Below are 15,980 nucleotides of genomic sequence, written 5' to 3'. Positions count from 1 at the left end.
ATCCCTCAGGCGCGGCGGTAACTGCGGATGCTGAATTGCGGCTGGAAGCCCAGTTTGCGATACAGCGGCTCGCCAGCCGCCGAGGCCTGAAGACAGACATATTCAGCCCCAGCCGACTGCGCTCTCGCCAGCAGTTCGCACATCAATGAATATGCAATCCGCTGCCCCTGCAACTCAGGCGGTACTCCAACCTGATGCACCCCCATGATCGGTCCAGTGCGGTAGAGAACTGCTGTCGCAAGCGGTCTCCCCTCTCCCCATGCCCAGAGAACTTCCACGTCCGCCTGCCGACGCAGTTGGTCGATTACATCAACGTCCAGCCGGTAGCCAAATGCGCGTCCACACAGGTCCGACCACTGTCTGGCCTGTTGTCGGTTGTCGATCAGTCTGACGTCCAGCCGAACGCCGGCAGGTGGTGGTGTATAGGCCTCCAGGGGCAGTATCATCGCCAGCTGTTCAAGCCCCACTTCCAGCCCGTGTTGACTCAAAGCGCTTTCCAGAATTCGGCTGGACTCACCCGCATGCCAAACAGGAAACAGGTAGTGGGCCGGGATACACTCTATGGCACTCAGGCCATCGGCCGCTTGCCGGGCAGGGCTGCGCCAACACCGGTATGGCCATCGAGTCGAACAATGAAGCCCTCCGTCGGTTTGTTTAGCACCCATTAACTGCCAAAGGCCGATTAAATTATCGACATTGGCACGCTCAAGCTGCGTTTCCATCAGGTTTTCTCCCAGTAAATCAGGCTAACACCGGCCACCAGTATCAGCAGGCCTATCACACGTGTCAGATTCATCGGTTTCACCGGCTGATCAAACCAGCCGAAGTGACTGGCAATCACGGCGAGTACAATTTGGCCGGTCAAGGCAAACGACATCATCGGCCCTACGCCCATACGCGGGATCAGAAAATAAAACATGCCCACACCAAAAGCGCTGATGATACCGCCTCCCCAAAGGTACAGAGGCACCGCCTGCAGGCGGTCCACGCTGGGCATGCCCGCACGCTGAAACACAACCACCAGCAGGGACACCAGACACGCTACCGCAAAAGCGACTCCTGTCCCCAGCATGGTGCTGCCCAACTCCACTCCAAGCCGGGCGTTGATGCCCGCTTGAATCGCAATGGCACCTCCGGCAGAAAGCGCCAGCCAAGGCAGCAGACTGCTCACGCCAGCACCCGGGTCATCACCTGCGCCGGCAAACGCACTTTCGGCAGGTCTGCGACGGTATCCTCGGCGTGGCGCACCCCCAGAGGACAGATCGCCACACTCCTCAACCCCTGATCGGCAAGCCCCAGCAGCGCATCATAGCCGGCAGCATCAAACCCGGTCATGGGACAGCTATCAATGCCCAGCAGAGCGGCACTGGTTAAACAGGTCCCCAGCGCCAGATATACCTGTTGGTCGGCCCAGTGTGATTTCTCCTGATCGGTCATATTGTTGAAATAGTCGTTCAGGTGCGCCTGAAAATCCCGATAAGCACCGTCACCGCCTCCCCGTTGCCGCGCCATGAGTTTTATATGTGCAGCCACAAAGGCTTCATCTATTCGTGTCAAGGCGGCAAAGACCAGCAAATGGGAGGCGTGGACAACCTTATCCTGTCCCATGGAATAGGCCAGCAGATCAGTGCGCAGCTCAGGGTTGCTGATGACAAGAATACGGTAGGGCTGCAGACCAAAGGCGCCTGGGCTCAGGCGTGTCGCTTCCAGCAAGGGTTCCAGTTGCTCGGTGGTCAGTGTGGTATTGGCAAACTGTTTAACGGCATAACGCCAGTTCAACGCATTCAAGGGGGACATTATCGACTCCAGTCTTGTGGGTCACATAGCGGGATACCCGCTGACTGGGTCCAGATTACGCACGTCGGCCCTGCCCCTCATTTACATAGGTTGATCACTCAGGATTTTTTTCGAATCCGGCTTAGCTGGGTCGGTGTCACCCCTAGATGGGATGCGATGTGATACTGCGGCAGGCGTGTCAGCAGCTCGGGATACTCCCGTTGAAACGCCTGATATCGCTCGGCTGCATCCTGCTGTACCAGACGTATCTCGCGGGTATCCTTGTCCAGCAACCAATGCCTCTCAAGGTAGTGAATGTGGAACAGTTTAAGATCTTCACTGCGATACAGAAGATCGCGGAAGGCCTGAAAATTGATTTCGATGATGGTCGAGTCTTCCAGCGCCTCTATCGAATGCAATGAGGGCTCCTGGCGCAGCAGAGCGGTCATTGACCCGGGGAAGCGACCTTCCTGAAAGAAGTTCTTGTTAAATTCATTGCCTTTCTCATCCAGAACAAAGACCCGAAACAATCCCTGACATACAAAGGCAAAGGAGCGCGGCACCTCACCCACCCGGCATATCTGCGTTTGCTTTGTAACCTGCCGGTAATGACAAATCTCCGTCAACGCCTGCCAGGTTTCATCCGATAGCGGATAATAGCCGGACATGACTTCGCGTAACTGGATAAATGCCTGTTTCTTATTCATTTTGCCCCCACCTGCTGACGCCGCAGTATACGCTGAAAGCCAGACGCTATTGGAAGGGCCATAAATACAACCGGTAGTTCAGAACGGATGCACGGCTCGATCGCGCAGGCGGCTTCAGTTGGCAACCTGAACCCTGTTGCGACCGGATGATTTGGCTGCGTAAAGCGCATCATCTGCGCGGTGTATAAGGGTTTCGACGCGCATGTTGAGGTGTGGCCTGTTTGAGGCCACGCCAAGACTGATGCTGACATGTCCTGTCGGCCCGTGAGCGTGTGGAATCCTCAACCCTGCCACAGCAGCCCTTAATTGCTCGGCGAGCTGTTTCGCGTGGGAAAGATCCAGCCCCGGCAAAAGAACGATGAACTCTTCGCCCCCGTAACGCGCAATCATGTCACCGCTGCGCTTCAGCTGATCTGACATCACTTGTGCCACCTGACGCAGGCAATCATCACCCGCCTGGTGCCCATAAGTATCGTTAAAGCGCTTGAAAACATCGACATCAGCCATCACGATGGCCAGCCTAGTGCCGTCGCGTAATGCCCGTCGCCACTCATGTTCAAGCTGTTGATCGAATGAGCGACGGTTGGGTATGCCGGTCAGGGCATCGGTTGTACTCAAACGCTCCAACTCGGCATTCATCTTTTGCAAATGCATGTTCGCCTGCTCCAGCTGCTGCTCTGCCTGGCGACGAGCATCGACGAAAACCGCAAAGCTGGCCCCCATCGTGCTGATTTCATCACTGCCTGATTCAGGAACAGGCACCTGCTTACCCTGCAGATGTGCCTGCATTGCAGCATTGAGACGATTTATCCGGAGTACGATATGGCGCCGGATATACATAATGGCACCGAACGTTATGGCGAGCAGAGTCAATGATGCCAGCAACAGTCCAAACAACGAACTGCGAATCAGCTTCTGGTGGTCTGTAATGGCCTGTTGAGCCGACGCTTTCAGCTGCAGATGGTAGCTGAAACTTGCCCCTGTCAGCTTTTGGGCCAGTACCCGGGTTTCCCGCGCCGTTGCCAAACTTGCCCGCGACGCCTTCAATAACGGTCCTCGGCTCCTGAACGCTTCAGGCAATACTTCGGTAAGCTGACGGCGCAACTCGAGCAGTTCTTCATCTTCAAGTGGCAATAATGCCAGTTTCTGTAACGCTTGCTCACAAGCGCGTTCCAGTTGTGCTACATGCCCCGGACGTTCAGCACTCAATGCTGACGAAGCGGCAACCAGTGCGGTCAGCGCATGACTGATAAAACGCTGCTGGTTAGGAGACTGCGCACCGAAGTCACTCAGCGGTAACCGTTGCTGTAATATGAATAGTGTGTCGATTAACTGAAGATGCTCGGTTTGTAGTTGTTTTTCCAGTTCAAGGCGCTGATCCAGCTGCCCCAGGCTCAGGAAAAACGGCTCCTGCCAACGATCAAGCTCTCTGTTTGCTGCCCTATCGGCATCGGCTGACGACGACAACTGCTGCAGTCGGTCACGTGCAGAGCGGTAAAGGCCAGCCAGATTCTCTGTCCGCTGACTGCCCGCACTGATGGAGCGACGGCTACCCACCATCATTTCAAACACTTCAGCAGCAATGATCTCTGCATCTCGGGTAAGTTCAGCGGCCGCCATGGCACGGCCAAACTCACGATCTGCCAGGTTACTGAACCCCTGGTATTGCTGGAACATCACATAACCAACAGCTGATACAGCCATCAGATACAATCCGAAAATTGTACCGATGATCAGTGTCAGTCGAGTACCTATGCTTGTGTGCGGTTGTTGCATAACGGCGCTGGAGCTCACAGAAACAGGGGAGCAAACAACAAGCCACCACGCGACCAAGGCTTGTTCACTCCCTGCTCCATCCCGATAGCTGTATCAGGACCATAGTGACGCTGGTAGATTTCACTGTAGTTACCAACACTGGCTATCACCTTGCGCGCCCAGTCATTTGGCAACCCCAACTGGCTTGCCAGATCACCTTGCTGCCCCAGCAGATTAAGAATCTCTTGATCCTCCGTGCTGTTCAAGACCTGATCAAGGTTGCTTTGGGTTATGCCCTTTTGATCGGCCAGAATGGTGGCGTTGACCACGGAACGGATAACACGCGCCCAGCGGGCTTCATCGTTCCGCACCATTGGGCCTATAGGTTCACGAGACAGTGTTTCAGGCAGGATAATATAGTGTGCCGGGTTGTCCGCACGGTTGGCGCGGTTGGTTGCCAGGTTCATTCGATCGGCGCTGTACGCGTCGCAATGACCTCGAAAGAAGCTGTCGCCATTGGAAAACTGAACTTGCGCGTCAATACCTTGCTGTTCGAGTGCATTAACAAGGTTTTTGTGAGTTGATGTGTTTTCAGTCACGCAGACCGTTTTGCCCTGCAGGTCTGACAGCATTGAAATGCCACTGTTGGCACGGACCATTACGCCCTGGCTGTCAAAGAGATATATCGCCGGGAACACAACCTGATAGCGGTTTTCTCGACCCAATGTCCAGGTCGTGCTGTACATCACCACATCCGTCTGGCGCTGCTGCAGAGTGGTAAACCGTGTCGTGGCATCAACTTCCACATACTGCACCCGTTCGGGATCACCGAACAGCGCAGCCGCCGTGGCGCGGCAAAAATCAACATAAAAACCTTTCCAGGTTCCGTCCGTGTCGATGGAACTGCGACCGGGGTCATCCGGAAAAACACCACAGCGAATATCACCATGACGCATGACTTCATCCAACGTATCGGCATGCACCGATGACAGAAGCATGACATTCATGGCCATCACGATCAGATAACAACAAAACCGGCGAAGAATCGGCATACATGAACCCTTGGCGTTTGGCGCATAACAGCGATGCAGGTCATTCTACCTGCAGAGTTCAGCAGCACCAGCAAAAGTGTCACCGCCGTTCGTCTACAGGGGCTCCAGTGACCGCAACTGCCTGTCATGCAGTCGGTTCATCAGCACCAACGCCAGTATTGCGCCAGCCAACGCCCAAGCCATATCGGACTGGGTATCCCAGACATAGCCCTGAGTACCAAGAAAATCCTTGGCACCTTCTCCTGAGATCAGGGCTACCCACCACTCGATCAACTCGTAGAACGCACTGAACGCCAGACAAAAGCACACGATAAAAAAGTTGCGCCATGCCGCTGACGGGATCACCTTCAGCCGGATCAACAGCTCACGTGCAATCATTGCCGGCACTAGGCCCTGCACCAGATGGCCCACCTTGTCATAGTTATTCCGTTGCCAGTCGAACATTTCTCTGAGCAGGTCGAAGAGCGGCACCTTGGCATAGGTGTAGTGCCCACCGACCATCAAAATGATGCAGTGGAACAAAATCAGACTGTACAACAGCGGCGTAAGGGGGAATCGACGACGCGTACACAGCAAAATGAGGGCGCCAACAACGGCCGGCAGGACTTCCAGCGCCCAGGTAATGCGATCAGCCGGCTCCCACGCCGACCAGAACAAGACCGGCAAGAACACCAGCGCCCAGAGCGCGGGCCCCCGCCTGTCTGATGATTGGTGAACATGCGACATCCCACTCTCCTTGTCAGCCAGATACAACCTGTTCATCCAGTCAGTGCCGCCGACGGCGTCAATGGCAGGCCGCATCCACCTGGGCCAACTGCTCCTGGCTGAGCGTCTTCTGCGCGACCTCAAACAGCTCGCGTTCCTCGAAGTGAATATGGGCCTGGAGCAATTCACCAAAGGCCTTCAACTCTTCATAGCCACGCGTCTGTCCCGGCTGAAAGAAGTCACGCAGCTGCGCGTGCTCTCTTTCCAGCCGGTCTACCAGAGAGGTTTCACCGGCTTCTCTTAGTGGCTCAACCAGTGTTTCTTCCTCGATTTTGAAGTGCGGTTCCAGCACGTCACTGAAGTGCATGGTCACTTCTGCCCAAACCATTTTTGCAGGCTTGTACTCTTTCGCAGCCTGCATGGCCCGTTTTGCCAACACCAGCCCGTGGTGATGATCGCGGGAAAGGGATTTCAGCTCTTCGGCTCGTTTCATAACGCACCTGTCAAATCAATGACCGATTCCGAGACGGCGCCGTTCCATTCTGCGCAGAAATTCTTCCATGATCATGCGATAGAGGCTGTCCTTGAGATAGAGGTCCTCTACCCCGGAATCGATACTGGGATTATCGTTCACTTCGATCACCACCACCTTATCACCGGACTGTTTCAGGTCCACCCCATACAAGCCATCACCTATCAATTTGGTTGCCTTCAGCGCAGCTCTGACCACCTTCGCCGGCGCCTCATGCACCGGCAGGGTCTCGAAGCCACCCGATTCGGCCTGGCCGCTGCTGTGGTTATAGATCTGCCAGTGACCACGGGTCATCAGGTACTTGCAGGCATAGAGTGGCCTGTTGTTGAGAATGCCGATACGCCAGTCGTATTCCGTGTACATGTATTCCTGTACCAGCACAATGGCCGACTGTTTGAAATACTCATCGGCCTGACGCAGCAACTCCTCCGGCGAACTGACTTTGACCACTCCCTTTGAAAAAGCCCCATCGGGGATCTTCAGCACCCGCGGATAGGTCAAAGACTCGGCCAGTGCCTGCACCTCCTTTTTACTGTCCTTGAACAGGAAGTGGGTCTCCGGCATCGCAACGCCATTGGTGGCCAGCAGGTCTGACAGATACACCTTGTTGCAGCAGCGCAGAATCGAAGTGGGGTCATCAAATACCACCAGCCCTTCATGTTCGGCCTTTTTGGCAAAGCGATAGGTGTGGTTGCTGATTGAAGTGGTTTCACGGATGAACAGACCATCATATTCAGCCAAATGGCTGAAATCTTTCTTGCCGATCAGGCTGACATCGATGCCCAACTGACGCCCGGCACGGATGAAACGTTTGATCGCCATGGGATCGGAAGGTGGAAGCACTTCCTCTCGATCAACCAGAATCGCCAGATCATACCGGTATTTGCGACGTGCCGTGGGCTTGCGCCACAGTTTGCGACTGAACGTATCGATGGCAGTGGCAAACAGATCCTCTTCAGCACTGTTAAGCTGTTTCAGACTACCCGCCTTCAATGTTTCGATCTGCCAGCTTTCCCCCTTGCGGAAGGTCAGATGCAGGATGGGGCAAGGAAAATGCTCGAAAATCTGCCGCGCCAGATCCTGCAAGGGGGCAAACAGGGTCTGCCCGAAGCAGATGGTCACTTCCAGCTGTCGATCAGCTTCCAGTTGCTGACGCAGCACCGCATCTTTACTGACCAGCTTGCCCAGCAGCTCGTTCAGATTCTTCATGTTCAGGCCGTAGACAGACTTGCGCCCCAAGTCATTAATGGTCTGAATCGATGGAATCACTTTGTGGCCGCGCGCTTCAGCCAGCAGCGAGGTGTAGTAGCCGTAACTCAGATAGCGATAGTTGCGGCACAGGTTGATGATCTGAACCGGTGTGCGGTCCTTTCGACTGCCTTGCGCCAGGTACTCATGGGCACTCATCAACTGCTCGGCGGGATAGAACGCCTGCCAGTCCTCTTTTTTGTCTACAACAATTTTCAGTTTGGTCATGGTATTCCCTGCACGTAAACCTGAGTGTCACTATGGAATGCATTGTCCGGTTGCGCAATCAGGGACAAATAATATTTCTGCTTGCCTCTGGCTCTACAGGCAGCTCCGGCAGTAGGCTAGAGGCATTCCCTTGAGTGGTAAGAGCCATGTCAGACAGTGTTCAGTTACGCCCAGCCAGCCTGCAGGATCTGCCGGCACTGGTTGCGCTGGAAAACCAGACCTTCAGCGAAGATCGCATCAGCCGACGTCAGTTTCGCTGGATGCTCAAGCGCGGTCACTGTGCTCTGATTACCGCCAGTACTGAAACGATTGGCCTTGTGGGATATGTGCTGGTCCTGTTTCACCGTGGCACCTCGCTCGGACGCATTTATTCGCTGGCTGTAGACGATCGCATGCGTGGACAGGGTATCGCCCGTCAGCTGATGCAGGCGGCGGAGCAGGCCGCACTGGAGCATGACTGTCTTGCCTTGCGGTTGGAGGTGCGTACCGACAATGCCAGTGCCATCCAGTTGTATGAAAAGCTGGGCTACCGCCAGTTTGGACTGTATGAAGATTATTACGAGGATCACGCCCCTGCGCTCCGGCTCCAGAAGCGCCTGCTGGCCCTGACTACCCGCTCACCGGGGACGGTGCCCTGGTATGGCCAGACCCTGCCCTTTACCTGCGGCCCAGCCTCGTTGTTGATGGCGATGAAGGCTCTCGACCCGGCCATCGTAATGGACCGACGTCAGGAGCTTCAGATTTGGCGCGAAGCCACGTCCATTTTCATGACAACCGGTCACGGCGGCTGCGGCCCGCGAGGGCTGGCACTGGCGGCCTGGCGACGTGGCTTCGGAGCGGAACTGTATATCAACCGCGAAGGCCCCCTGTTCATTCACGGGGTCCGAACCGAACTGAAAAAGGAAGTCCTTGAGCTGGTGCATCAGGACTTCAAACAGCAAACCGAAACGGCTGGCATCATCGAGCATGCAGAAGAGGTCAGCCTGGAGGCCATCGAGCAGGCACTGTCAGCCGGTCGTTTTGTTCTGATGCTGATCAGCAGCTGGCGTTTCAGTCGGCAAAAGAGCCCGCACTGGGTGGTGCTGACCGGCATCGACAACCACTACGTGTATCTGCATGATCCGGAAGTGGATGAAGAGGATGACAAAACGCGGCTGGATATCCAGAACGTGCCGGTGCCCCGCAATCATTTCTGGCGCATGGCGCGCTTTGGCAAGGAAGGGCTGCGAACGGCGGTAATCATTTCAAAACAGGCCACGGGGTGAGACTCAGTCCGTATCGGCGATCACCAGCGCGTTACGATTGCGATGCTTGGCCTCATAGAGGGAGCGATCGACTCGTTCAACAAAGGCTTCAAGGGTTTCAATCGCACCGGGCAGGCAACTACCCAAACCACAACTGAAGGTCAGCTGCTCGGAAATCGGGGAGTCACTGTGCGCAATACCTGCCTTGGCCAGCTGCTCATAACAGCGCTGTATCACTCTCTGCGCCGCCACACGGTCAGTCTGCGGCAGAACCAGGACAAATTCCTCGCCTCCAAAGCGAGCCAGAAAATCACCACTGCGAATGGCAGCCTGTAACAGCTGCGCCACCTGCTTCAGGCACTCATCTCCCTGAAGATGACCATAGCAGTCATTGTATTGCTTGAAGTAATCGATATCGAAAATTGCCAATGACAGCGGCTGGTTGTGACGCTGTGCCCGTTCCCATTCCTGTTCCAGAATCTGATCCAGATGGCGACGATTGGCCACGCCGGTAAGACCGTCGCGCAGTGAGAGCTCTTCCAGTTCTTTCTGCAGGCGCAGCAATTCCTGCTCGGTACGCTTGCGTTCACTGATATCGAACATGAAACCGACAAGGGCTTCTACTTCTCCGGCTTCATCGCGCACCACATGCACCACATCACGAATCCAGACATAATCACCCGAGGCTGTCAGAGCCCGGTAGTCCGCCTCATGGTCAACGCCACTTTGTGACTGTGATACACAGAAGTTGACCACCCATTCACGATCATCCGGATGCATCCGTGTTGCCCAGTCGTCAACACTGACCCAGCTTTCCTGACTCCAGCCCAGCAGAGGCTCTATCTGAGGGCCGATATAGGCAAACTGCAGGGTTTTCCAGTCGATTTTCCAAGGGATTGCCCGAGTTGATTCCAGTAGAGTCTTGTAGATACTGGCGTCCGTTTCCAGCGCCTGAGCAGCTGAGTCATCCGCTACCGACATGGCTATCTCCAACAGAATTCAGGTTTCATCACGATGATCGACTCTACTTTATACCTGCAACGGGAGGGAGTGTTCCAGTACAAAGGCCTCAGCCGAAAGACTGACGCGCCAGGCCAGCACTTCAACTCCCTGTGCCATCGCCATGCACAACAGTTCACCGTAGCGAGCATCGATCTCGTCCGCCGGTCGAGCCGCCATAGCCCCCGTGTGCTGCACGCAGAAAAACAGCACGGCTCTATGGCCCTGCGCCACGACTTGCATCAGAGTTTGCAGGTGTTTCTGGCCACGCTCGGTGACTGAGTCGGGAAAGGCGATGATGCCATCATCGGAATCATCCGGCCCAGGCCCCAGCGTCACGTTTTTCACCTCAATAAAGGTATGCGGTTGCGCACGCTCTCCCAGCGCCAGATCAAAGCGGCTGTCACCGAAGGTCACTTCTCGCTCAACACCGGTCAGCGGCGACAACTCGGGAATCCGACCTGCACGCACAGCCTCTTCCACCAATGCATTGGTGCGGCTGGTATTCACGCCTGCCCAGTGACCGTGCGCGACCTGCAGCGCCTCCAGCGTGTGGCGATACTTGCGCTTGAGGTTGCCGCTGTCGGAAATCAGTGCAAGCTGCTCGACACCCGGCAGCACGCAGTTTTTCATTGAGCCGGTATTGGGGCAATGCACCGTCATTTCACTGCCATCGGCACGGCGCACATCCGCCAGAAAACGCTTGTAGCGGCGCAGCAGGATCACGACCTCAAGCGGGGGGTCAAACTTCATGTTCACCCTGTCCTTTCGGGTCGTCAACCCAGCCCTGCTGCTGCATCCACAGCGCCAAGCGCTCGCCCATCACAGGGCCTTGAGTGTGTGACAACTGCTCGGCAGGCGTCAGATCGGGCCGCGCCCTTACCTGCTCAAGCAGCGGGGCGAGCTCCAGCCCATTGAGATGCCAGATGCCCAAAGGTTGGTCGGGGGTAATCACCACCTGCGCTTCACGAATCAGCCCATCCTGCACCACAGGCCGCACGCCAGTGCTGACCTGATCGGGCGTCACGTCCAGATGCAGCGGGACCTGATCCGGCCATTGGCTGCGTCCCTGCCAGAACGGGTTGGTCGGCCACTGGGATTCCTGCGCATAAAAGTCACGTCCTATGCGCGCAAAACGGTAAAAAAGCCCTTCAATCCGGGCCTCATGGAACTGCTTGGCAAGACCTGCCCGCTCCGGGTGATTAATCAGCGTGTTGATCACTGCCGGGGCCTGCAAGGCCGATGACAGTGCCTGAAAAATGCCGTTGCCCGAGAGCGGGTCCACCGCCATTGCGGCATCGCCCACTCGAATCCAGTCATTACCAACACTGTGCTCACACAAAACCGGTGTACTGGTACGCGCATAGACTTCGCCAGCCGGTTCGGCGCCGGCCATAAAAGGCTGAGCCTGCTCAAGCTTACTCAGGCGCGCCTGACACCAGTCGCCCAGTTCTCGCTTGGGCGGCAGGTCGGCACTGGCCACATCCAGTGTCAGCTGCAGGTAGCGGCGCCCATCGGCTCGCAGGGCCATCCAGGCCCATCCATCGGCAAAGCTTTGTACCGCCGAACAGGGTGTATCCGCCGGCCCCTGCCAATACTGCAGCAAGGATACGGTCTGCGATCCTTTCACGCGGGGCACGCCGGCTGCCGGGGCCGCTCGCCCGCGGGCTTCTACCAGAAAATCGCCTTGCAACTGCAGCTGCTCTCCACTGACCAGACTGGCTTCGGCCACATGCCCGGTTGCATTGGGCTGAATGCCGGTGACACGTCCCTGAATCACGTGAATGCCCTGCGCCTTCAGATCATCCAGCAGTGCCAGATCGAAGGCTTGACGCGGAATCAGACGCTCGGTATTGGCGGCACTGGTGATACCGTTCCAGGTTACCCGCCGCGGTGAAGGTTCAGCCATCTGCTCCAGTGCCAGATTAAATCCGGCACCCTGCAGCCCCTGCACCACACGATCGGAGATACCCTCAACCGCATCAAAGGGGCGCGGCTCGCTCACCAGCGTGACCGAGTAGCCCAATCTGACAAGACCGATCGCAACCGCACCCCCTGCAGGACCACCGCCCAACACCAGCACCTGTGACTTATTCATCCTCTGCTCCTGTATAGACACCTCTGCGCTGTTCAGGGCCCTGGTAGCTGGATTGTTGGACCAGCCAGTCCCTCACTTCGCTGAGGCTGACAGCATTCCGTTGGAGACAACGTGCCACCCACGCGCTCAAGTGAGCACACCCCATACTGGCCCCCGACTGCCCACGACTGTTATCCAGAGGCCGGACACAGCCACCAAAATCAGCAAACTCGGTGTCCAGGTGGGAGATCTGTTCACGATCACAGCGAGCATCGCCCGTCATGCGAAACACCCCGGGATAGGCAGACGGATAGACTGGTTCCCCTCGGGCCGGGCTGGCCGCACAGAGAAAAACCCCCTGTTTCAGGGCCCGCTCACAGGCTTCCCTCAGCACTGCTCGGTCCTGCCTTAAGCCAAGACTCAGGTTGATCACCTGTACCCCCTGCTCCACGAGCCAGTCGATGGCAGCCGCCACCTGTGCAGCCGTGGTGGACAATCGATCACTGAATACCTGCGCACTGAACAGTGTTGCCTCGGGCATCAGGTGCTGGATGATTTCAATGATGCGAGTGCCATGCCCCAACTGATCAGGCTCCGCTTCCGTCAGCCAGAGTTGACCATCCTGCAGCACAAAGGCGGCACTGGACGTCACCGCTTGCTGCTCTGAATAGCCGGAATCCACAACCCCGATACGAATCGGCTCAACCGACATCCACCACCTCTTCAATCTCACTCAGATGGCCGTTTTGCAGCAACAACCGCAGATCGGCTCCTGCCAGCGTAGAGGGACGGTGACTGATCAAAATACGCGTGCGGTCGGCAAACAGCCGGTCCACAGCCGCAATGACCTGCTGTTCGGTGGCTTCATCCACCGCTGACGTTGCCTCATCCAGCACCAGCACAGCAGGCTGCTGCAGCAGCGCACGCGCGATGGCGATGCGCTGTTTCTGGCCTCCTGACAGCTGCTGGCCGCGCTCGCCGAGCGGAGTGTCCAACCCCTGCGGCAGACGTTCAATCAGCTCATCAAGTTGAGCTTCACGGGCCGCCCCCCGCACCTGTTCATCACTGGCCTCCGGGCAGGCGTAGCGCAGATTGTCCGCGAGCGAGCCTCTGAACAGCGTAATTTCCTGCGACACCACTGCAACAGTGCGTCGAAGATCCGACAGGCTGAGCTCGCGGATATCAACGCCATCGAGCAATACCCGTCCCTGTAGTGGGTCGTAGTGGCGCTGCAGCAGGTCGATCAGAGTGGACTTGCCCGCTCCCGAGGCCCCCGCCAGCGCGATTTTTTTGCCCGCCTGCAGACGGGCGCTCACATTATCCAGCACTGGATCTCGGCCAGTGTAGGCAAAGCAGACCTGCTCAAGCTCAAGCTCGCCCCGCAGCGGCTGTGGCAGCGCGCGCGGGCTCTGTGGCGATTCGATTTCGGCCTCAGCCTGGCGCAGCTCGCTCACGCGGTTAAGGCTGACGCTCATGCGCTGAATCGCAACATACAGGCCCAGCAGACTGTTTACCGGCCCCGTGGCCATCCCCAGATAGGTGGAAAAAGCGATCAGCGAACCCAGCTGCCACTGCCCCTGAATCACCCACCAACCACCAACCAGAAAAGCCGCGGCACGGGTCATGGAGGTCAGTGTATTGGGAATCGCCTGAGTAAAGAATTCGGTAATCTGCAGCCGCAGCAACTGGCTGAGATAGCCATCGTTCAGACCTCCGAGTCGGGTGCGCTCACGATTTTCCTGGCCACTGGACTGGATGAATTTCATCGCCGGCATGGTTTCCACCAGAAAGCTGGATAGATCCGCCGAACGCTCGCGCAACTCGCGGGTGTTAACCTCCACTTTGCGCCGCATCCAACGCAGCCAAAGTACCTCCAGCGGAATCAGTATCAATACCAGTAATGACAGCTTCCAGGACAGTGTTACCAGCAGAGCAAGCGCACCGATCAAACCGATGATACTGCTCACCGCCGAGAACAGACTATCGACGGCAAAACGCTGGATTTCGGCCACATCCCCGTCGATACGGGACATCAGATCACCGATGCGGCGTTGACCAAAAAAGGTGGGCGAAAGCCGCTGCAGGTGAGCATAGAGGTCGGTCCGCAGGGCAAACAGGATACGCCCGGACAAGCGCGTGTGCAGGTAACGGTTCAGACCGGACAGTGCGGTGCCGAAAATGCCGACCAGAATCATGGCCACGGCCAGCTTGACCAGCATGCCATAGTCCTTGGCCAGCAGACCGTCATCAATCAATAGCTTGGTCAGCCAAGGCTGCAGCAGCACCAGCGCCGAACCAACAAAAGACAACAGCAACAGGCCGGCAATTGCCTTCTGCTGTGGTTTGACGAAGCTGTACAACCAGCGAAACCCCTGCTCCAGACGGCTTTTGTCCGGAGCGTGGATGGCGCGTACCAGCCAATTCAGCATGGTGAGCCTTTCCTTGCATCCTGTTTATAAACGAAAAACGGGAGGACCGTTACCGGCGCCTCCCGTTGACTATACCTGATTGAGGGCCTGATCAGATATCAGTCTCTGATGGTGGCCACACGCAGGTCAGAGGTGGTCATGTCACCACTGAGTTCAATGGAGCCGATCTTATCCAGTGTTTCTGAATCATGGATCGAGATGTCATTCGCTGTTCCACCTACGTAGATGGTTTTACCATCCGCGGAGATGTTCAGGTTGTAGTAGGTGTGCTCCATTTCATGCAGCGCCAACGTTTCTCCCGTGCGCAGATCATGTTTGGACAACGTGTTAAATGACCCGTAAAGGATGTTCGGATCACGCGGATCAGAGATGAAGTTAAAGATGATGAACTCAAACGGGAATATCTCCTGACGCGTAGCTTCCCCCGTTTCCAGATTAACGCGGCTCATGCCCCACCACCATTCGGCCGTTTCGAAGTTCCATTCTTCGGAATCGAACTTGGCTGTCGAGTACGGCATGATGTATTCGTTGCTCTGCTCACCCTGAGAGTGCATTGCAAAGGCATCAGGCGGCAGCCACAGGGGCCCTTTCTCCCAATTCTGCAGCGGAGTCACCATACGAATATCGCCGGTTTTCGGGTCGATCGCTTTTACATCAGCCCCACCCAGAATGACCTCACCCTTTGCAGTGGCTGCAATTTTGGTGATACGTCGCTCAACGGGGAATGTCCGCACCGGCTTGGCACCCACGCCATCCGCCACGTTAAACACCGCCAGGCGGGGTTGCTCAACGGTGAATCGGTCACGTTTCAGCCCAAACGGGTTCTGAACCGTATACACTTCTTTTCCGTCAGCACTGACTGCCAGTGACTGGAAGCTTTTCACTTTCAGCGTCGGCGTGGACTGAGCCGCATGGAAGGTGATCTCACAGGTACGAATATCGAACCCGTACACATCCTCCATGCCATTGCTGAGCACGTAGGCGATCTTGCCGTCCGGTGACGGGGCAATGGAGCCAGAGCCGAAGTTGCCCGGAATGTCGCAGGTGCGCTCGACTTTGTTGGTTTTCATGTCGATCACATGCAGATGACCCGGACGGGTCACGGTCAGCAGGTATTCCTGCGCAGCCGCGGCCGCCGGCGCCACTGCACTGAGCAGGGCTGCCGTACCCAAAGAGCCGGCCAGAGCGGTCGATTTGAACAGTTTACTTATTTTCATTGCCAGGCTCC

Annotated in this window: 16 protein-coding genes; 1 reads left to right on the top strand and 15 read right to left on the bottom strand. The window is 56.6% G+C overall.

The features are described from left to right. Positions 1-5: 5 nt before the first annotated feature. The 9 genes from ACAM29_RS01965 to ACAM29_RS01925 form a co-directional block, all read right to left on the bottom strand. Positions 6-722 (bottom strand): GNAT family N-acetyltransferase, encoded by a 717-nt coding sequence (locus ACAM29_RS01965; protein WP_369623025.1) that lies wholly within the window; start codon positions 720-722, stop codon positions 6-8. After that, complete coding sequence (locus ACAM29_RS01960; RefSeq protein ID WP_369623024.1) at positions 722-1,171, bottom strand: DMT family transporter; 450 nt, start codon at positions 1,169-1,171, stop codon at positions 722-724. Before ACAM29_RS01960 ends, ACAM29_RS01965 begins: the two co-directional genes overlap by 1 nt. After that, on the bottom strand, positions 1,168-1,797 hold the full coding sequence (locus ACAM29_RS01955; protein ID WP_369623023.1) for an NAD(P)H-dependent oxidoreductase: 630 nt from the start codon (positions 1,795-1,797) through the stop codon (positions 1,168-1,170). Before ACAM29_RS01955 ends, ACAM29_RS01960 begins: the two co-directional genes overlap by 4 nt. A 98-nt stretch (positions 1,798-1,895) precedes the next feature. Further along, complete coding sequence (locus tag ACAM29_RS01950) at positions 1,896-2,483, bottom strand: Crp/Fnr family transcriptional regulator (protein ID WP_369623022.1); 588 nt, start codon at positions 2,481-2,483, stop codon at positions 1,896-1,898. A 114-nt stretch (positions 2,484-2,597) separates the two neighbouring features. Next, on the bottom strand, positions 2,598-4,187 hold the full coding sequence (locus tag ACAM29_RS01945; RefSeq protein ID WP_369623021.1) for a diguanylate cyclase: 1,590 nt from the start codon (positions 4,185-4,187) through the stop codon (positions 2,598-2,600). An 86-nt stretch (positions 4,188-4,273) separates the two neighbouring features. Beyond that, positions 4,274-5,290 carry an amino acid ABC transporter substrate-binding protein gene (locus ACAM29_RS01940; RefSeq protein ID WP_369623020.1) on the bottom strand — a complete coding sequence of 339 codons (1,017 nt, stop codon included), beginning with the start codon at positions 5,288-5,290 and terminating at the stop codon, positions 4,274-4,276. Between the two features lie 93 nt (positions 5,291-5,383). Next, positions 5,384-6,016 carry a DUF2238 domain-containing protein gene (locus ACAM29_RS01935; RefSeq protein WP_369623019.1) on the bottom strand — a complete coding sequence of 211 codons (633 nt, stop codon included), beginning with the start codon at positions 6,014-6,016 and terminating at the stop codon, positions 5,384-5,386. A 58-nt stretch (positions 6,017-6,074) separates the two neighbouring features. Continuing rightward, positions 6,075-6,488, bottom strand: coding sequence for a hemerythrin domain-containing protein (locus ACAM29_RS01930; RefSeq protein ID WP_206834997.1), 414 nt, complete (start codon positions 6,486-6,488; stop codon positions 6,075-6,077). A gap of 15 nt (positions 6,489-6,503) precedes the next feature. After that, entirely contained in the window at positions 6,504-8,003 is a 1,500-nt protein-coding gene (locus ACAM29_RS01925) for a RimK family protein (protein WP_206834999.1), read from the bottom strand. Positions 8,004-8,149: 146 nt separating this feature from the next. Between ACAM29_RS01925 and ACAM29_RS01920 the strand changes: the two genes are divergently transcribed. Beyond that, positions 8,150-9,268 carry a GNAT family N-acetyltransferase/peptidase C39 family protein gene (locus ACAM29_RS01920; RefSeq protein WP_369623018.1) on the top strand — a complete coding sequence of 373 codons (1,119 nt, stop codon included), beginning with the start codon at positions 8,150-8,152 and terminating at the stop codon, positions 9,266-9,268. A 3-nt stretch (positions 9,269-9,271) separates the two neighbouring features. Here the strand turns inward: ACAM29_RS01920 and ACAM29_RS01915 are convergent, their stop codons facing one another. The 6 genes from ACAM29_RS01915 to peaD form a co-directional block, all read right to left on the bottom strand. Then, positions 9,272-10,228 (bottom strand): diguanylate cyclase, encoded by a 957-nt coding sequence (locus tag ACAM29_RS01915; RefSeq protein ID WP_369623017.1) that lies wholly within the window; start codon positions 10,226-10,228, stop codon positions 9,272-9,274. 48 nt (positions 10,229-10,276) lie between these two features. Beyond that, positions 10,277-10,999: a DNA/RNA nuclease SfsA gene (sfsA, locus tag ACAM29_RS01910; protein ID WP_369623016.1), complete on the bottom strand. Its 723-nt coding sequence runs from the start codon at positions 10,997-10,999 to the stop codon at positions 10,277-10,279. After that, positions 10,989-12,344, bottom strand: a complete 1,356-nt coding sequence (locus tag ACAM29_RS01905) for an NAD(P)/FAD-dependent oxidoreductase (protein WP_369623015.1) — start codon at positions 12,342-12,344, stop codon at positions 10,989-10,991. Before ACAM29_RS01905 ends, sfsA begins: the two co-directional genes overlap by 11 nt. Further along, positions 12,337-13,035 carry a S8 family serine peptidase gene (locus ACAM29_RS01900; RefSeq protein WP_091826701.1) on the bottom strand — a complete coding sequence of 233 codons (699 nt, stop codon included), beginning with the start codon at positions 13,033-13,035 and terminating at the stop codon, positions 12,337-12,339. The genes ACAM29_RS01905 and ACAM29_RS01900 overlap by 8 nt, the downstream gene beginning before the upstream one ends. Next, the gene (locus ACAM29_RS01895) at positions 13,025-14,752 is read right to left on the bottom strand and encodes an ABC transporter ATP-binding protein (protein ID WP_091826704.1); all 1,728 of its coding nucleotides are present in this window, start codon (positions 14,750-14,752) and stop codon (positions 13,025-13,027) included. The genes ACAM29_RS01900 and ACAM29_RS01895 overlap by 11 nt, the downstream gene beginning before the upstream one ends. A 98-nt stretch (positions 14,753-14,850) precedes the next feature. After that, positions 14,851-15,969: a quinohemoprotein amine dehydrogenase subunit beta gene (gene peaD / locus ACAM29_RS01890; RefSeq protein ID WP_091826705.1), complete on the bottom strand. Its 1,119-nt coding sequence runs from the start codon at positions 15,967-15,969 to the stop codon at positions 14,851-14,853. Positions 15,970-15,980: the final 11 nt, after the last annotated feature.

Origin of the sequence: Marinobacterium sp. BA1 (assembly GCF_041155135.1) — a bacterium.
GTDB lineage: Bacteria > Pseudomonadota > Gammaproteobacteria > Pseudomonadales > Balneatricaceae > Marinobacterium > Marinobacterium iners.
Note: the sequence above shows the minus strand (reverse complement) of the source record. Positions and strands in the feature narration are given on the sequence as shown.

Coding starts and splice junctions, on each gene's coding strand:
- ACAM29_RS01955 (WP_369623023.1), bottom strand. CDS start 1,797: ATGTCCCCCTTGAATGCGTTGAACTGGCGTTATGCCGTTAAACAGTTT.
- ACAM29_RS01935 (WP_369623019.1), bottom strand. CDS start 6,016: ATGTCGCATGTTCACCAATCATCAGACAGGCGGGGGCCCGCGCTCTGG.
- ACAM29_RS01940 (WP_369623020.1), bottom strand. CDS start 5,290: ATGCCGATTCTTCGCCGGTTTTGTTGTTATCTGATCGTGATGGCCATG.
- peaD (WP_091826705.1), bottom strand. CDS start 15,969: ATGAAAATAAGTAAACTGTTCAAATCGACCGCTCTGGCCGGCTCTTTG.
- ACAM29_RS01925 (WP_206834999.1), bottom strand. CDS start 8,003: ATGACCAAACTGAAAATTGTTGTAGACAAAAAAGAGGACTGGCAGGCG.
- ACAM29_RS01920 (WP_369623018.1), top strand. CDS start 8,150: ATGTCAGACAGTGTTCAGTTACGCCCAGCCAGCCTGCAGGATCTGCCG.
- ACAM29_RS01915 (WP_369623017.1), bottom strand. CDS start 10,228: ATGTCGGTAGCGGATGACTCAGCTGCTCAGGCGCTGGAAACGGACGCC.
- ACAM29_RS01950 (WP_369623022.1), bottom strand. CDS start 2,483: ATGAATAAGAAACAGGCATTTATCCAGTTACGCGAAGTCATGTCCGGC.
- ACAM29_RS01905 (WP_369623015.1), bottom strand. CDS start 12,344: ATGAATAAGTCACAGGTGCTGGTGTTGGGCGGTGGTCCTGCAGGGGGT.
- ACAM29_RS01895 (WP_091826704.1), bottom strand. CDS start 14,752: ATGCTGAATTGGCTGGTACGCGCCATCCACGCTCCGGACAAAAGCCGT.
- ACAM29_RS01965 (WP_369623025.1), bottom strand. CDS start 722: ATGGAAACGCAGCTTGAGCGTGCCAATGTCGATAATTTAATCGGCCTT.
- sfsA (WP_369623016.1), bottom strand. CDS start 10,999: ATGAAGTTTGACCCCCCGCTTGAGGTCGTGATCCTGCTGCGCCGCTAC.
- ACAM29_RS01930 (WP_206834997.1), bottom strand. CDS start 6,488: ATGAAACGAGCCGAAGAGCTGAAATCCCTTTCCCGCGATCATCACCAC.
- ACAM29_RS01945 (WP_369623021.1), bottom strand. CDS start 4,187: ATGGCTGTATCAGCTGTTGGTTATGTGATGTTCCAGCAATACCAGGGG.
- ACAM29_RS01900 (WP_091826701.1), bottom strand. CDS start 13,035: ATGTCGGTTGAGCCGATTCGTATCGGGGTTGTGGATTCCGGCTATTCA.